Annotated in this window: 13 protein-coding genes; 1 reads left to right on the forward strand and 12 read right to left on the reverse strand. The window is 58.1% G+C overall.

All coding sequences use genetic code 11. The features are described from left to right. Nucleotides 1-109: 109 nt before the first annotated feature. From TU74_RS11105 to ppsA, 8 genes are all read right to left on the reverse strand, one after another. The gene (locus TU74_RS11105) at nt 110-1,087 is read right to left on the reverse strand and encodes an OmpA family protein (protein ID WP_047294782.1); all 978 of its coding nucleotides are present in this window, start codon (nt 1,085-1,087) and stop codon (nt 110-112) included. A gap of 106 nt (nt 1,088-1,193) precedes the next feature. Further along, nucleotides 1,194-1,784 (reverse strand): RNA polymerase sigma factor SigX, encoded by a 591-nt coding sequence (sigX, locus tag TU74_RS11110; RefSeq protein ID WP_029611289.1) that lies wholly within the window; start codon nt 1,782-1,784, stop codon nt 1,194-1,196. Nucleotides 1,785-1,874: 90 nt separating this feature from the next. After that, on the reverse strand, nt 1,875-2,699 hold the full coding sequence (locus TU74_RS11115; protein ID WP_048376484.1) for a mechanosensitive ion channel family protein: 825 nt from the start codon (nt 2,697-2,699) through the stop codon (nt 1,875-1,877). 2 nt (nt 2,700-2,701) lie between these two features. Next, nucleotides 2,702-2,947 (reverse strand): hypothetical protein, encoded by a 246-nt coding sequence (locus TU74_RS11120; RefSeq protein WP_048376486.1) that lies wholly within the window; start codon nt 2,945-2,947, stop codon nt 2,702-2,704. A gap of 63 nt (nt 2,948-3,010) precedes the next feature. Beyond that, nucleotides 3,011-4,006: a CorA family divalent cation transporter gene (locus tag TU74_RS11125; RefSeq protein WP_047294784.1), complete on the reverse strand. Its 996-nt coding sequence runs from the start codon at nt 4,004-4,006 to the stop codon at nt 3,011-3,013. Between the two features lie 24 nt (nt 4,007-4,030). After that, nucleotides 4,031-4,522: a ribonuclease E activity regulator RraA gene (gene rraA, locus TU74_RS11130; protein ID WP_047276306.1), complete on the reverse strand. Its 492-nt coding sequence runs from the start codon at nt 4,520-4,522 to the stop codon at nt 4,031-4,033. Nucleotides 4,523-4,671: 149 nt separating this feature from the next. Further along, nucleotides 4,672-5,700 carry an alpha/beta fold hydrolase gene (locus tag TU74_RS11135; protein ID WP_082149865.1) on the reverse strand — a complete coding sequence of 343 codons (1,029 nt, stop codon included), beginning with the start codon at nt 5,698-5,700 and terminating at the stop codon, nt 4,672-4,674. 105 nt (nt 5,701-5,805) lie between these two features. Continuing rightward, a complete protein-coding gene (gene ppsA / locus TU74_RS11140; protein WP_047276308.1) occupies nt 5,806-8,181 on the reverse strand; it encodes a phosphoenolpyruvate synthase in 2,376 nt (791 codons plus the stop codon). A 177-nt stretch (nt 8,182-8,358) separates the two neighbouring features. Between ppsA and ppsR the strand changes: the two genes are divergently transcribed. Beyond that, nucleotides 8,359-9,177: a posphoenolpyruvate synthetase regulatory kinase/phosphorylase PpsR gene (ppsR, locus tag TU74_RS11145; protein WP_047276310.1), complete on the forward strand. Its 819-nt coding sequence runs from the start codon at nt 8,359-8,361 to the stop codon at nt 9,175-9,177. 86 nt (nt 9,178-9,263) lie between these two features. On the opposite strand, the gene prpD is transcribed toward ppsR, so the two are convergent. The 4 genes from prpD to prpC form a co-directional block, all read right to left on the reverse strand. Further along, on the reverse strand, nt 9,264-10,748 hold the full coding sequence (prpD, locus tag TU74_RS11150; protein WP_048376488.1) for a 2-methylcitrate dehydratase: 1,485 nt from the start codon (nt 10,746-10,748) through the stop codon (nt 9,264-9,266). Between the two features lie 163 nt (nt 10,749-10,911). Next, nucleotides 10,912-12,102, reverse strand: a complete 1,191-nt coding sequence (gene prpF, locus TU74_RS11155; RefSeq protein ID WP_048376490.1) for a 2-methylaconitate cis-trans isomerase PrpF — start codon at nt 12,100-12,102, stop codon at nt 10,912-10,914. 45 nt (nt 12,103-12,147) lie between these two features. Further along, nucleotides 12,148-14,739 (reverse strand): Fe/S-dependent 2-methylisocitrate dehydratase AcnD, encoded by a 2,592-nt coding sequence (acnD, locus tag TU74_RS11160; protein WP_048376492.1) that lies wholly within the window; start codon nt 14,737-14,739, stop codon nt 12,148-12,150. 97 nt (nt 14,740-14,836) lie between these two features. After that, nucleotides 14,837-15,964, reverse strand: a complete 1,128-nt coding sequence (prpC, locus tag TU74_RS11165) for a bifunctional 2-methylcitrate synthase/citrate synthase (protein WP_048376494.1) — start codon at nt 15,962-15,964, stop codon at nt 14,837-14,839. Between the last annotated feature and the right edge of the window lie 92 nt (nt 15,965-16,056).

Genomic DNA, 16,056 nt, shown 5'->3' on the forward strand with positions numbered 1-16,056 from the left:
AAGTGTGGGACGCCGTTTCAGGCCTGCTCGGCTTGAGACATCGGGACTAAATCGCAGACAAAGAAAAGCCCGGCCTGAGCCGGGCTTTTCTGAACAGGCTAGCTAAAAATTACTTAGCTTCTGCTTGAACGGTAGCTTCTACGCGACGGTTCAGAGCACGGCCTTCTTCAGTTGCGTTCGAAGCAACTGGGTTGGCTTCGCCGTAACCCACTGCGTTTACGCGACCGGATTCAACACCGTCGTTAACCAGAGCTGCACGAACGGCGTTAGCACGACGCTCGGACAGTTTTTGGTTGTAGGCGTCTGGACCTACGCTGTCAGTGTAACCAGCAACAGTAGTGGTGGTCGCAGGGTACTGCTTCATGAAATCAGCAACGTTGCGGATGTCAGGCATGTACTGCGATTTAACAACCGACTTGTCGAAGTCGAACTTAACGTCCAGCTCAACCTTAACCACTTCAGCGATTGGAGCTTCTGGTTCTGGCTCAGCGATTGGTGCTGGAGCTGGAACTGGAGCAGGCGCTACTTTACCGCCGTTGCCGCCGAAGTTTACACCCAGGCCAACAGTAGGCGCGTAGTCCCACTTGCCGTTGTCCAGTTTGTAGTCAGCTTCAACGCCTGCACGGGCAAACAGGTTGTCAGTGATGTACCACTTAACACCAGCGCCAGCAGTCAGGAAAGTCGACTGGTCACGACCGCTGTGGCCGTCAGCTTCTACGTTGGTCATGCTCTTGTGAGCAACACCACCGGAAACGTAAGGACGCAGAGCGTCACCAACGGTGCCGAAGTGGTACTGAGCGTTCAGACCAAAGTTGTCGCCTTTGATTTTCTGGTTGCCAGTGCCGTCGTTCGAACGGGTGTGGTTAGTCTTGTCGTAGGTCAGGTTCAACGAGACGTCGTCGGTCAGGAAGTAACCGATCGATGCGCCTGGGTTGTAACCGTCTTCTACGTGCTTGACGCTGTCGTTGTACTGTTTTTTGTAGAACAGTTCACCCTCGACCGCGCCTTGGCCTTGTGCCAGGGCACCGAACGAAGTTGCGGCTACAAAGGAACCAATGGCAATGCCCAAGGTGTTTTTCAGTTTCATCCGTTAAATCCCCATCTGGTGATTGTAAAGCAGTCCCACATACCGGGGGACAACTCGGCGGCAAGTCTATCAGAACTTACCTACACGTAGAGCTATTTGCGCTGAACTAAGTTTCAGCAATGCCTGCAAATTTCTCACGCAATTTATCAAGAGCACGCTTGTAGCGCATTTTCGTCGCACTCAAACCCATATGCATTATGTCCGCGATTTCCTGAAATTCCAGTTCTGCGACAAATCGCAGCACCAAAATCTCCCGGTCGATCGGGTTCACATGCACCAGCCAGCGATCGAGTCCGCCCTTTTCCTCAGGTTTCGGCGCCTTTTCTTCAGACGCTTCCTCAAGGGGGTCAATACTCAATGCGTCCATCAAGCGACGCTTTCGCCGTTCCTTCCGATACTGCGTAATGCATTCGTTGTAGGTGATGCTATATAGCCAGGTCTTGAATTTCGATTTGCCCTCAAAATTCTTCAAGCCATACAGCACCTTAAGCATTACCTCCTGACAGACATCGTCAGCATCACGATCGTTCCCTAAATACCTTGAACAAACGTTGAACAAAGTGCGTTGGTAACGCCGCATCAACTCTTCATAGGCGCGCGTGACGTGAAACAACTCATCATGCGAGCGCGCCACCAGCTCCTCATCAGAGAGTTCGCGGGGGTCATAGCGCATGGATAGCGATTGGGCTTTATTCAAAACGAGTCGTGCCGACAGTCAGGTCAATGTCCGCCACAGCCGAGAACACAGGCATATTTGCGGCGGCATACATTAGCAGGGTTTGCCGCATCAGCGGCTAGTCACGTGCTGCTCCAGCAAGATCCGATTGGAGATGGAGACTAGCTCACCCTCCTCGGTCAGCAACGTGGTTTTAACCGTGCCGATCTCTTCGATCTGCCCTTCTATCTCGCCAACACGTATGTCTTGCCCAACCTGATACAGCTCACGCACATAGATCCCGGCAAGGATCTGACCCGCAATTTCCCGACTTCCCAACCCCATTGCCAGCGCAACGGCCAGACCAACGGTAATCAAAACGATGACAATCACATGGTTCAGCAGGTCAGTTTTGACCTCAAGCTGACTGATCGCCACTGAAATACTGATGATGATGACCAGCCCCTGAGCCACCCGACCCAGCCCGCCAGCATAATCAAACCCGACGCTTTCGGCCGCGCCACGCACCAGACCGTTGAGCAATTGCGCAAGCAATACCCCCACCAGCAGCACCAGCAACGCACCAAAAACCTTGGGCAGGTAAAGCGTAAAAATGTCCAGCGTAGCTGAAACCCGCTCAAGTCCAAGGGACTGAGCCGCAGAAACGAGGAAAATCAGCAAAATAAACCAGTAGACGATCTTGCCGATCAAGGTGGAGATCGGCACCTGGATCCCCGCACGACCCAGGATTTTGGTCAGGCCGGTCCCGCCCATCAGGCGATCAAGGCCCAGCTTGGCCAGCAACTTCGACAGCAGGGTATCAAGCAGTTTTGCAACCACGAAACCCAGCAATACAACCACCAACGCCCCAAACAGGTTTGGAATGAAGTTGGCAATTTTGGTCCAAAGGGCGGTCATTGCCGTGACCAGGCTCTGGGTCCAGAGATCAAGTTCCATGTTCAATCAGCCTTATCAGCAGGGCGAGCAGCGGGTTTGCGTCGCGAAACGGGCGCAATATGAACCGAACCGCTGTTCAAAGCAATCATCAGTGCCTGCACCCAACGGCCCAGAAGACTGAAAAGATCACCTGCACCCACCTGGCGGTTTGCAGTTTTCAGTACTCGGCCCAGGCATGCATCGTCGTCACGGGTCGACGGCTCAGCCTTGAGCATTTCACGTAAAGACTGTTCAAACGGATCGTGCATAAGCACCTCTCGGTATGTCAGTGAAAGACGCGGGCCACATCAACGGGGTCACATGCCCACCCTTCACAACCATTGCAACCGGCGATAAAACCACCACTGGCCCACGCCAATAACCAGCATGACGAGGCACGTAACAGCAAAGCCGTAAGGGTCATTGGAGAAGGGAACGCCCCCCACATTGATACCGAGTAATCCGGTAATAAAGGTGATGGGTAAAAAGATTCCGGTCAGTACGCCAAAGCGATACATGATGCGGCTCATGCGCACATTCAGACGCCGGTCTTCAGCCTCAAGCACCAGTCCCACGCGCTCGCGGGTCAATTCCAGCTCTTCCAGGTAGCGGGTCAGACTGTTATTCAATTCGTTCCAGTAGTCGGCATCGTCCGCCGTAAACCACGGCAATTTGGTGCGCGTCAGCTGTCCGAAAATATCGCGCTGCGGTGCAAGAAAACGACGCAGTGCCGCTGCCCGGCGACGGATCTGCAAAATCGAGCCATGCTCAGGGGTGTACCGTTCGTCGGCATCTATCTTGTCCTCCTCGTCATCGACGATTTCAGACAGCTCACCGATCAAATCCTGCACCTTTAATGTCAGGTGCTGAGCCAGATAGAGGATCAATTCAGCGGGATTTTTAGGCCCTTCGCCCTGATCGAACTCAGTCAGCAGCTCATCGGTTGCACGCAAAGGGCGCATGCGCAGCGAAATTACCCGCTGCGCACTGCCGAAAATGCGCAGTGACACCATGTCTTCCGGCTCTGCCCCCGGATTGAGGTTCACGCCGCGCAAGAACAGCAGCAGTTCATTGTTGGGCAAAGGCAGCAGACGTGGACGGGTGTTCTCTTCGAGCAGCAAATCACAGCTGAATTCGCTCAGGCCGCTGGCGTTACGCAACCAGCTCTGGGTTTGAGGATGACTGCGATCCCAATGCAACCAGAGGCTTTCATGACTGTGCAACTCAAGGTCATTGAGCTCGGTGCGGGCAATCGGGCGGGCACCGCCCTCGCCGTCCAGCACCAACGCGTGCACCAGGCCCCATTGAGCGTTGTCTTCCTCGAACATCCGTGATCCTTAGCGGTTGCGCCGTTATTCCGGCATTTTCAAAGCAGTGGGCGACACAATGACGCCGTTATTGTCGGCGTAAATGTACTCACCCGGTCGAAACGTCACGCCCGCAAAGGTCACGGCAACATTGAGGTCGCCCAACCCGCGCTTGTCGGTTTTCATCGGATGACTGGCCAGGGCCTGTACGCCCAGATCCGTTTGCGCAATGACGTCGACGTCACGGATGCAGCCGTAAATAACCAGGCCTTCCCAGCCGTTTTTCGCCGCCTTTTCAGCGATCATGTCGCCCAGCAAAGCACGGCGTAGCGAACCGCCGCCGTCGACGACAAGCACTTTGCCTTTACCGTCTGCCTCTGCCTGCTCTTTCACCAGTGAGTTGTCCTCAAAACACTTGATGGTCACGATTTGGCCACCAAATGAATCGCGCCCCCCAAAATTGCTGAACATCGGCTCTAGCACTTGAACCTGGTCAGGGTAGGCATCGCACAAATCAGGCGTGATGTAGTGGTTCATGGAAACTCCTTGGGAGAAGACGCTACAGGAAGAAACAAAGGGTTCTAGTGTTATAGACGCCAGCACGCAGCCAAGCTTTAAATGTTGCCCTACAGGTCAGAACACACGCTGGCCCCAGCCACACAATATGACCAAAACCACAAATCGCGTCACATAGTAGCTTCAACCTCGACCTGTCGGAACCCCAACTGGGTATCGTCGCTTTGTTTCCCAGTGCCGGAGAGCTGTAGCGCTGTGTGGCCGTGTAACCATTCAAGCACCAAAGGCCAAACCTCGGCTTGAGCGGCGTCACTGACCAGCATTTCAGCGTGCCCGAAATCAGAACTAAAACCGTGCGCATGCCCCAACGTAATGAATTTTCGCGCCTCTGAGCCCATTTGGTCATACAACGTGCGGCAAGCCCGCTCCGGCGTTTTCAGGTCACCCGCCGCCGCGACTGCCATGATCGGCAAGCGGACTTCAGCCAGCCCCGCCCACCAGTCACGCTCGGCATCCTTAAAGCGCCCGAGAAAACCGTTCCAGCGCAAGGATTCCAGCGCAATGCCAATCGGTTCATCCTCCGGCCCGCGCTTAAGGCGCGTTCCGGACAGTTGCGCGCAGCGTTTTAGTAATAAATGAGCGCCCCACTCCACCGGCGGTATTTTCAATGGCCAGTAACAGCGATTGACCTGAGTGCCAAAAAACGCAGCGGAGGCTACGGCCGGCTCACCCAAATACTGGCCGCCGAGTGCCGCGGCCAATGTGATGCCGCCTTGTGAATGCCCGATCCAGTGCGGGACCTGCCCGCTCTGCTCACGGACAAACGCAGCAATGGCCGGCAAATCGTAACGTGCGTAATCGGCCACGCGATTGTTGCGCCATTGTTGATTACGCACAGAGAGGCCATGGCCGCGCATTTCCGGCAACCACACATCAAAGCCTGCCCGGGCCAAAAACGCCCCAAGCCCGACACCTTTCGGGGAGTACCAGAAACGCCGATTAGAAAAACTGCCGTGCAACAAAATCACGGGCACGCCCCGCGTCAGCCCGGCATCTGCCAGGCCCAGGCGGGTGACCGCCAACTCCACGGACACATCCGGGCTATTAGCGGGTTTCAAGCGATACACGTCTTCGCTCAGATCGCCCCGACGCTCGGCGCTGATCAGGGCAACGGGAAATAGATGACTGCTGCTTTGCATAATGCTCTTGCACAAAAAAGGGCGACCCCATACAGGAACTCGCCCTACCACTGCTTATATAAGGACAGGGCAATCACTGGACTGCCCTGCCCCTCATTTAACGACTCAAGCCTTGGCTTGACCTTCAGCCAGGAAGAACCAGGTTTCCAGCACGGTATCCGGGTTCAACGAGACACTTTCAATGCCTTGCTCCATCAGCCAGCGCGCCAGATCCGGGTGATCGGACGGGCCCTGACCACAAATACCGATGTATTTGCCGGCCTTGTTACACGCCTGGATGGCGTTGGACAACAGCTTCTTGACCGCCGGGTTACGCTCGTCGAACAAATGCGCGATAACACCCGAGTCACGGTCAAGCCCCAGCGTCAGCTGAGTCAGGTCGTTGGAACCAATGGAGAAACCATCGAAGTACTCCAGGAACTCATCCGCCAGAATCGCGTTGGACGGCAGCTCGCACATCATGATGACGCGCAGGCCGTTTTCGCCACGCGTGAGGCCGTTCTCGGCCAGCAAGTCGATCACCTGACTGGCTTCGCCCAAGGTACGCACGAATGGCACCATGATTTCGACGTTGGTCAGGCCCATCTCATTGCGCACACGCTTCAGGGCACGGCATTCGAGTTCGAAGCAGTCACGGAAGTTTTCGCTGATGTAACGCGAAGCACCGCGGAACCCCAGCATCGGGTTTTCTTCTTCCGGCTCGTACAGCTTGCCGCCGATCAGGTTGGCGTATTCGTTGGACTTGAAGTCCGACAGGCGCACGATCACTTTCTTCGGCGCAAAAGCCGCAGCCAGCGTGCTGATGCCTTCGACCAGTTTCTCAACATAGAAGCCCACCGGGTCGTTGTAACCGGCGATGCGTTTGTCGACGCTTTCCTTGATGTCCTGCGGCAGACCGTCGTAGTTCAACAGGGCTTTAGGGTGCACGCCAATCATGCGGTTGATGATGAACTCCAGGCGGGCCAGGCCCACACCGGCATTCGGCAACTGCGCGAAGTCGAAGGCGCGATCCGGGTTACCGACGTTCATCATGATTTTGAACGGCAGCTCCGGCATGGCATCCACGGAGTTTTTCTTGATGTCGAAGCCCAGCTCGCCTTCAAAAATAAAACCGGTATCGCCCTCGGCACATGAAACAGTGACGCCCTGGCCGTCTTTCAACAGCTGGGTGGCATTGCCGCAACCCACCACGGCCGGGATGCCCAGTTCACGGGCAATGATCGCCGCGTGGCAGGTACGGCCGCCGCGGTTGGTCACAATAGCGCTTGCACGCTTCATGACCGGTTCCCAGTCCGGGTCGGTCATGTCGGACACCAGTACGTCGCCCGGCTGCACTTTGTCCATTTCGGACACGTCTTTAATGATGCGGACCTTGCCAGCGCCGATGCGCTGGCCGATCGCACGGCCTTCTACCAGCACAGTGCCGGTTTCCTTGAGCAGGTAGCGCTCCATGACATTGGCCTGAGAGCGGCTTTTCACGGTTTCAGGACGTGCCTGAACGATGTACAGCTTGCCGTCATCGCCATCTTTGGCCCATTCAATGTCCATCGGGCACTTGTAGTGCTTTTCGATGATCATCGCTTGCTTGGCCAATTCGCAGACCTCAGCGTCACTCAGGCAAAAACGTGCGCGATCAGCGGGTTCGACGTCGATGACCTTGACCGACTTACCGGCCTTGGCTTCGTCGCCGTAGATCATCTTGATGGCTTTGCTGCCCAGGTTACGGCGCAGGATCGCAGGACGGCCTGCGTCCAGCGTCGGTTTGTGAACGTAGAACTCGTCCGGGTTAACCGCGCCTTGTACGACGGTTTCGCCCAGGCCGTAGGCGCCGGTGATGAAGACCACATCACGGAAACCCGACTCGGTGTCCAGCGTAAACATCACGCCAGCGGTCCCGGTTTCGGAACGCACCATGCGCTGTACGCCCGCAGACAGGGCGACCAGTTTGTGATCAAAGCCCTGGTGCACGCGGTAGGAAATCGCACGGTCGTTGAACAGGGAAGCGAACACTTCCTTGGTCGCACGAATCACGTTTTCTACGCCACGGATGTTAAGGAAGGTTTCTTGCTGACCGGCAAAGGATGCGTCAGGCAGGTCTTCGGCGGTGGCTGAAGAACGCACGGCCACTGCCATGTCGGGGTTGCCCTGCGACAAGCTGGCAAATGCCGTGCGAATTGCTTCGTTGAGCTTCTCCGGGAACTCGGCTTCCATGATCCATTGACGGATCTGGGCGCCGGTTTTGGCCAGTGCGTTCACGTCATCAACATCCAGCGCGTCGAGTGCCGCGTGGATCTGATCGTTCAAACCGCTGAGTTCAAGAAAATCGCGATAGGCCGCAGACGTGGTGGCGAAACCACCGGGTACCGAAACACCGGCGCCTGCAAGATTACTGATCATCTCGCCGAGGGATGCGTTCTTGCCCCCCACATGCTCTACATCATGGACGCCGAGCTTATCGAGGGAAACTACGTACTCTACCAAGGTGATCTCTCCACTAACTGTGTTGGAAAAGCTCAGGGCGCTGGACGCTCTACAGGGCGGCATCTCAGCGAATGTGGCCTGGACCTGGAAAATAAGTGACACTGCCTGACACTGAGGCCGACAAAATCGCGCCTATCATATCCAAGAATCGTCACCAGCTTAAGGCCCAAGGCGCAAATGAAACGATCTGCTTTCTTTATCTCCGATGGCACCGGCATCACCGCCGAAACCCTCGGCCAGAGTTTGTTGGCCCAATTCGAAAATGTGACCTTCAGCAAGTTCACGCGGCCTTATATAGACAGCGCAGAAAAAGCGCGGGCAATGGTACAACAAATCGATAACGCCGCCGAAAAAGACGGCGTTCGTCCCATCATCTTCGACACCATCGTCAATCAGGACATTCGTGAAATCCTCGCGACCTCCAATGGCTTCATGATCGACATTTTCTCCAGCTTCCTCGCCCCGCTGGAGCAAGAGCTGGCCGAACATTCCTCCTACTCGGTAGGCAAGTCGCACTCCATCGGCCACAACTCCAACTACATGGAGCGTATCGAGGCGGTGAACTTCGCCCTCGACAACGACGACGGCGCCCGCACCCACAAATACGATAAGGCCGACTTGATTCTGGTCGGCGTCTCGCGCTGCGGTAAAACCCCGACCTGCCTGTACATGGCCATGCAGTTCGGCATCCGCGCGGCCAACTACCCGCTGACCGAAGACGACATGGAAAGCCTGAAACTGCCCGCCGCCTTGCGCGAGCACAAACACAAGCTGTTTGGCCTGACCATCGACCCTGACCGCCTGACCGCCATCCGCAACGAGCGCAAGCCCAACAGCCGCTACTCCAGCTTTGCCCAATGCGAATTCGAAGTGCGCGAAGTCGAAAACCTGTTCAAGCGCGAAAACATCCCGCACATCAACTCCACCCATTTTTCCGTGGAGGAAATCTCGGCCAAGATCCTGGTCGAGAAAGGCGTGGAACGCCGCTTCAAATAAATCTCGCCTGTCGCACTGCCACCGGCTGCACTACGCACGCGGATTAACCCCGTGTGCAGCCTGCAGCAGTGATGACAAAGGCGGGTTCAGAGCACCCACTTGTCGACAAACTCATCGACCGGCGTCGACTCAAGCCGTGCCTGGTCGTTGCACAGTTCAACAATCTGCGCGCAACGCTGCCCTGTAAAACGCGTCGCCAGGTTATGCCTGAACTTCTCTTCCAGCAGCACAATGCCTTGCGCCCGGCGCCGACGATGGCCTATCGGGTACTCCACGACCACTTGTTGCGTGCTGGAACCATCGGTGAAAAAGACCTGTATGGCGTTGGCAATCGACCGCTTGTCGGCCTCCAGATACTCCCGGGTAAAACGTGGGTCTTCGACGATGTGCATCTTCTCCCGCAGCTCATCAATGATCGGATGCGCCGCATGGAAATCGTCCTCGTACTGTTCAGCCACCAGATTGCCAAACGCCAAGGGCACGGCGGTCATGTATTGCAGGCAATGATCGCGATCTGCCGCATTGGCGAGTTTGCCCTGCTTGGAAATGATCCGGATCGCCGATTCGTGGGTGGTAATGACGATTTTCTCGATCTCATGCAGCCGATCCCTGACCTGCGGATGCAAGGTGACGGCAGCTTCGCAGGCGGTTTGCGCATGAAATTCCGCCGGAAAACTGACCTTGAACAGCACGTTTTCCATCACATAAGTGCCATACGGCTGCGCCAGCGTGAACGCGCGCTGACCTTCAGGTTTGAGGGCCAGATCCTTATTGGTATGGCTGAAGAGCACATCATAAAAGCCCCATTGCGGCGCTGTGAGAGCCCCGGGAATGCCCATTTCTCCCCGTAGCGCGATGTCGGCCAGACGCACTCCACGGCTGGTGGCATCCCCCGCCGCCCACGATTTGCGCGAGCCTGCATTGGGCGCATGGCGATAGGTGCGCAAGGCCTGACCGTCCACAAATGCGTGCGACAGCGCTGACAACAGCTGTTCGCGACCCGCCCCCATCAGCTTGGCGCACACGGCCGTCGAGGCGACTTTCACCAATAACACATGGTCGAGGCCGACTCGGTTGAACGAGTTTTCCAGCGCGATCACGCCCTGAATCTCATGCGCCATGATCATTGCGTCGAGCACGTCGCGCACCGTCAGGGGCGTTTGCCCCTTGGCCACGCGCTGCTGTGAGAGGTGATCGGCCACCGCCAGAATCCCGCCGAGATTGTCCGAAGGATGCCCCCACTCCGCAGCCAGCCAAGTGTCGTTGTAATCCAGCCAACGCACGCAGCAACCGATGTCCCACGCCGCTTTTACGGGATCGAGCCGGTAGGACGTACCGGGCACCCGCGCACCGAACGGCACCACGGTGCCTTCGACCAGCGGCCCGAGGTGCTTGGTGCACTCCGGAAAACGCAGGGCCAGCAAACCGCATCCCAACGTATCCATCAGGCAATAACGGGCAGTGTTCAGGGCTTCGGGCGACGTGATGCGGTAATTAAGGACGTAATCGGCAATGTCCTGCAAAACCTGGTCATAGTCAGGACGGTTGTTGAGGTCGACGTTGGCGCTCATGGGGTGTCTCCAGAACAGTCAGTGAGTGGTGTGTTCCATCCTCAGGTTTATCGTGATGGTGCAGGTCTCAAGTGCCCGTTCAATAGTGCCTTTGCACCTTGGCCCGTCACCCCGCCCTTCACCTGACGGAAAAGGGCGGGATGAGGGAAAAGGGTTCACGCGTTCAAAACGAATCACCCGGCATTCGTACCCAGCCTTCCATCAGCACCCGCGCGCTGCGGCTCATGATGGCTTTGGTGACGGTCCATTCGCCGTTGATCTGCTGCGCCTGTGCGCCGACGCGCAACGTCCCTGAAGGGTGGCCAAATCGCACGGCATCACGGGTTTCGCCGCCAGCCGCCAGGTTCACCAACGTGCCGGGAATGGCGGCCGCGGTGCCAATCGCAACGGCTGCCGTGCCCATCATGGCGTGGTGCAATTTACCCATCGACAGCGCCCGCACCAGCAGATCCACATCCTGCACCTTGACCGCTTTGCCGCTGGACGACACGTAATCCGCAGGTGCCGCTACAAAGGCGACTTTCGGGGTGTGCTGGCGTTTGGCGGCCTCTTCCACAGAGCCGATCAGCCCCATGCGCAGCGCCCCGTAGGCCCGGATGGTTTCAAACATGGCCAGGGCCTTGGCATCACTGTTGATGTCGCTTTGCAGTTCCGTGCCGCTGTAACCAATGTCGCGGGCATTGACGAAAATAGTGGGAATGCCAGCATTGATCATAGTCACGTTCAGGGTGCCGACGCCGGGTACGTCCAGCTCATCGACCACATGCCCGGTGGGGAACATGGAACCACCGGCGCCGTCTTCATCCGCCGCCGGATCAAGGAACTCCAACTGCACTTCGGCGGCCGGAAACGTAACGCCATCCAGCTCAAAATCGCCCGTTTCCTGCACGGCTGAGTCCGTGATGGGGACATGGGCAATGATGGTTTTCCCGATATTGGCTTGCCAGATTCGCACCACGGCAGTGCCGTTCTGCGGAATGCGTGACGCGTCCACCAGGCCGCTGCTGATGGCAAAGGAGCCGACGGCGGCCGACAGGTTCCCGCAGTTGCCACTCCAGTCCACGAATGGCTTGTCGATGGCGACCTGACCAAACAAATAGTCGACGTCGTGATCCGGTCGCAGGCTCTTGCTCACAATCACCGTTTTGCTGGTACTGGACGTCGCGGCGCCCATGCCGTCGATTTGTTTTTCGTAAGGGTCCGGGCTGCCAATGACCCGCAGCAACAAGGCATCACGGGCCGCGCCCGGCACCTGCGCGATCGCGGGCAAGTCGAGCAGACTGAAAAACACACCTTTACTGGTACCGCCCCGCATATACGTCGCCGGGATTTTTATTTGCGCTGCATAAACCATGACACAGTCCTGTTTAGGCCGGGGCGAGGCGCCCCGGCGCTGTGATTACGCGGTGGCCGATTCCAGGAAGTCTTGTGCGAAACGCTGCAACACGCCGCCCGCTTCATAGATCGAGACTTCTTCAGCCGTGTCCAGACGGCACGTCACAGGCACTTCGATGCGCTCGCCGTTCTTGCGCGTGATGACCAGCGTCAGCGTGGCACGCGGGGTCCGTTCACCGATCACGTCGTAGATCTCGCTGCCGTCCAGCGCCAGGGTTTTGCGGTTGGTGCCCGGCAGGAACTCAAGCGGCAGAACGCCCATGCCCACCAGGTTAGTGCGGTGAATGCGCTCGAAACCCTCGGCGACGATGGCTTCCACGCCCGCCAGCCGCACGCCCTTGGCCGCCCAGTCGCGTGAAGAACCCTGGCCGTAATCGGCACCGGCGACAATGATCAGCGGCTGCTTGCGCTCCATGTACGTTTCAATGGCTTCCCACATGCGCATCACCTTGCCTTCAGGCTCCAGCCGCGTCAGTGAGCCCTGTTTGACCTTGCCGTCCTCGATCACCATTTCATTGAACAGTTTCGGGTTGGCAAAGGTGGCACGCTGCGCAGTCAGGTGGTCACCGCGGTGGGTCGCGTAGGAGTTGAAGTCAACTTCCGGCAGGCCCATTTTCGCCAGGTACTCACCGGCCGCGCTGTCGAGCATGATCGCGTTGGACGGCGACAAGTGGTCAGTGGTGATGTTGTCGGGCAGCACCGCCAGCGGGCGCATGCCCTTGAGTGGACGCGCGCCGGCCAGTGCGCCTTCCCAGTAAGGCGGGCGGCGAATGTAGGTGCTTTGCGGGCGCCAGTCATACAGTGGCTCGACTTTCGGGCCGGTGTCTTCGTGTATCGCGAACATCGGGATGTAGACCTGACGGAACTGCTCCGGCTTGACCGCCGACTTGACCACCGCGTCGATTTCTTCGTCGCTCGGCCAGATGTCTTTGAGGCGGATTTCAGTGCCGTTGGCGTCCCGTCCCAACACATCTTTCTCGATGTCAAAACGGATGGTGCCCGCTATCGCGTAGGCAACCACCAAGGGTGGTGAGGCGAGAAACGCTTGCTTGGCGTAAGGATGAATACGCCCGTCGAAGTTACGGTTACCCGACAGCACGGCCGTGGCGTACAGGTCACGGTCGATGATCTCTTGCTGGATGTGCGGATCCAGCGCACCCGACATGCCGTTGCACGTGGTGCAGGCAAACGCCACGACACCAAAGCCCAACTGCTCCAGTTCATCGGTCAGCCCGGCTTCGTCCAGGTACAAGGCGACGGTTTTCGAGCCCGGCGCCAGCGACGATTTGACCCACGGTTTACGGGTCAGCCCCAGGCGGTTGGCGTTACGGGCAATCAGGCCTGCCGCGATCACGTTGCGCGGGTTGCTGGTATTGGTGCAACTGGTAATGGCCGCGATGATGACCGCGCCATCCGGCATTTGCCCCGGCAGGTCGTCCCATTGGCCGGCGATGCCTTTGGCGGCCAGATCGGTGGTGGCCACCCGAGCGTGCGGGTTGCTCGGGCCTGCCATGTTGCGCACGACGCTGGACAGGTCAAAGCTCAAGCGGCGCTCGTATTGCGCGTCTTTGAGGCTGTCAGCCCACAGGCCGCTGACCTTGGCGTAGGTCTCGACCAACTGCACCTGTTGGTCCTCGCGCCCGGTCAGCTTGAGGTAGTCGATGGTTTGCCGGTCGATATAGAACATCGCCGCCGTGGCGCCATATTCCGGGGCCATGTTGGAAATCGTTGCGCGGTCGCCCAAGGTTAGTGCCGCGGCCCCTTCACCGAAGAACTCCAGCCAGGCGCCGACCACTTTTTGCTTGCGCAGGAACTCAGTGAGGGCCAGCACCATGTCCGTCGCCGTGATGCCCGGCTGTAATTTACCGGTCAGCTCAACGCCAACGATCTCGGGCAACCGCATCCAGGACGCACGGCCCAGCATCACGCTTTCGGCTTCCAGCCCGCCAACGCCAATCGCAATCACCCCCAGCGAGTCGACGTGGGGCGTGTGGCTGTCGGTGCCGACGCAGGTATCGGGGAACGCCACGCCGTCACGCACCTGAATCACCGGCGACATTTTCTCCAGGTTGATCTGGTGCATGATGCCGTTGCCCGGCGGGATCACGTCGACGTTTTTGAAGGCTTTTTTGGTCCATTCAATGAAGTGGAAACGGTCTTCGTTACGGCGGTCTTCGATGGCGCGGTTCTTTTCGAACGCCTCAGGGTCGTAACCGCCGCATTCCACTGCCAGCGAATGGTCAACGATCAGTTGGGTCGGCACCACCGGGTTAACTTGCGCCGGGTCGCCGCCTTGTTGGGCGATGGCATCACGCAGGCCAGCCAGGTCAACCAGCGCGGTCTGTCCGAGAATGTCATGGCACACCACCCGGGCCGGGAACCACGGGAAGTCGAGGTCACGCTTGCGTTCGATCAACTGGCTCAGCGAAGCATTGAGGGTCGCCGGATCGCAGCGACGCACCAGGTTTTCGGCCAGTACGCGGGAAGTGTACGGCAGCGTGTCATAAGCGCCGGGCTTGATCGCATCGACTGCCGCGCGGGTGTCGAAATAATCCAGCCGGGTGCCCGGAAGTGTTTTGCGAAATTCAGTGTTCATTGGCATGGGACTCGATCACGGTTAGGTCGGGGCCGCCACACGCGGCGCCGTCAGGCGCAAGTCACGCGCCTGCGGGCGGGCATGGGCGGCCTTGCGGTCAGCGACGTTCGATTGGCACGAACTTGCGCTGTTCGACGCCGATGTACTCGGCGCTCGGGCGAATGATGCGATTGTTGGCGCGCTGCTCGAACACGTGCGCGGCCCAGCCGGTCAGGCGGGAGCAGACGAAGATCGGGGTGAACAGCTTGGTTGGAATGCCCATGAAGTGGTACGCCGAGGCATGGTAGAAGTCAGCATTGGGGAACAGCTTCTTTTGCTCCCACATGGTCTTGTCGATGGCTTCGGACACCGGGAACAGCACGGTGTCCCCCACTTCGTCCGCCAGCTTTTTCGCCCAGCCCTTGATCACTTCATTGCGCGGGTCGCTGTCTTTATAGATAGCGTGACCAAAGCCCATGATCTTGTCTTTGCGTTCGAGCATGCCGAGGGTGCCTTTGATGGCTTGGTCGGCCGAGCTGAAGCGCTCGATCATTTCCATCGCTGCTTCGTTGGCCCCACCGTGCAACGGGCCACGCAACGAACCGATGGCTGCCGTGATGCACGAAAACAGATCGGACAGCGTGGAAGCGCAGACGCGGGCAGTGAAGGTCGAGGCGTTGAATTCGTGCTCGGCGTACAGAATCAGCGACACGTTCATGACCTTGACGTGCAAGTCGCTTGGCTTTTTGTCATGCAACAGGTGCAGGAAATGGCCGCCAATCGACGCTTCGTCCGTCACGCAATCGATGCGCACACCGTCGTGGCTGAAGCGATACCAGTAGCACATGATCGCCGGGAAGGCCGCCAGCAGGCGGTCAGTCTTGTCGCGCTGCTCGCTGAAGTCCTGTTCCGGCTCAAGGTTGCCCAGGAACGAGCATCCCGTGCGCATCACGTCCATCGGGTGGGCATCGGCCGGGATACGCTCCAGAACTTCCTTCAGCGCTTGCGGCAAATCGCGCAGGGTTTTGAGCTTGCCTGTGTAGGCCTCCAGCTCGACCTGGGTCGGCAACTCGCCGTACAACAACAGATAAGCCACTTCTTCAAAGCGCGCCTGGGCGGCCAGCTCACGCACGTCATAACCACGATAGGTGAGCCCGGCGCCTTCCTGGCCTACGGTCGACAGCGCCGTTTGCCCGGCCACCTGGCCGCGTAATCCGGCACCACTCAATACTTTTGCTTCGGCCATTGCGCTTCTCCAATCTTGAATTTGTTAGGGATTCGGCAAGAACTTATAAATTTTTTTACACCTGTCTTGCGTGTCGAGCCCCGCGAGGCTCG

The sequence above is a fragment of the Pseudomonas lundensis genome, from assembly GCF_001042985.1.
Lineage (GTDB): Bacteria > Pseudomonadota > Gammaproteobacteria > Pseudomonadales > Pseudomonadaceae > Aquipseudomonas > Aquipseudomonas lundensis.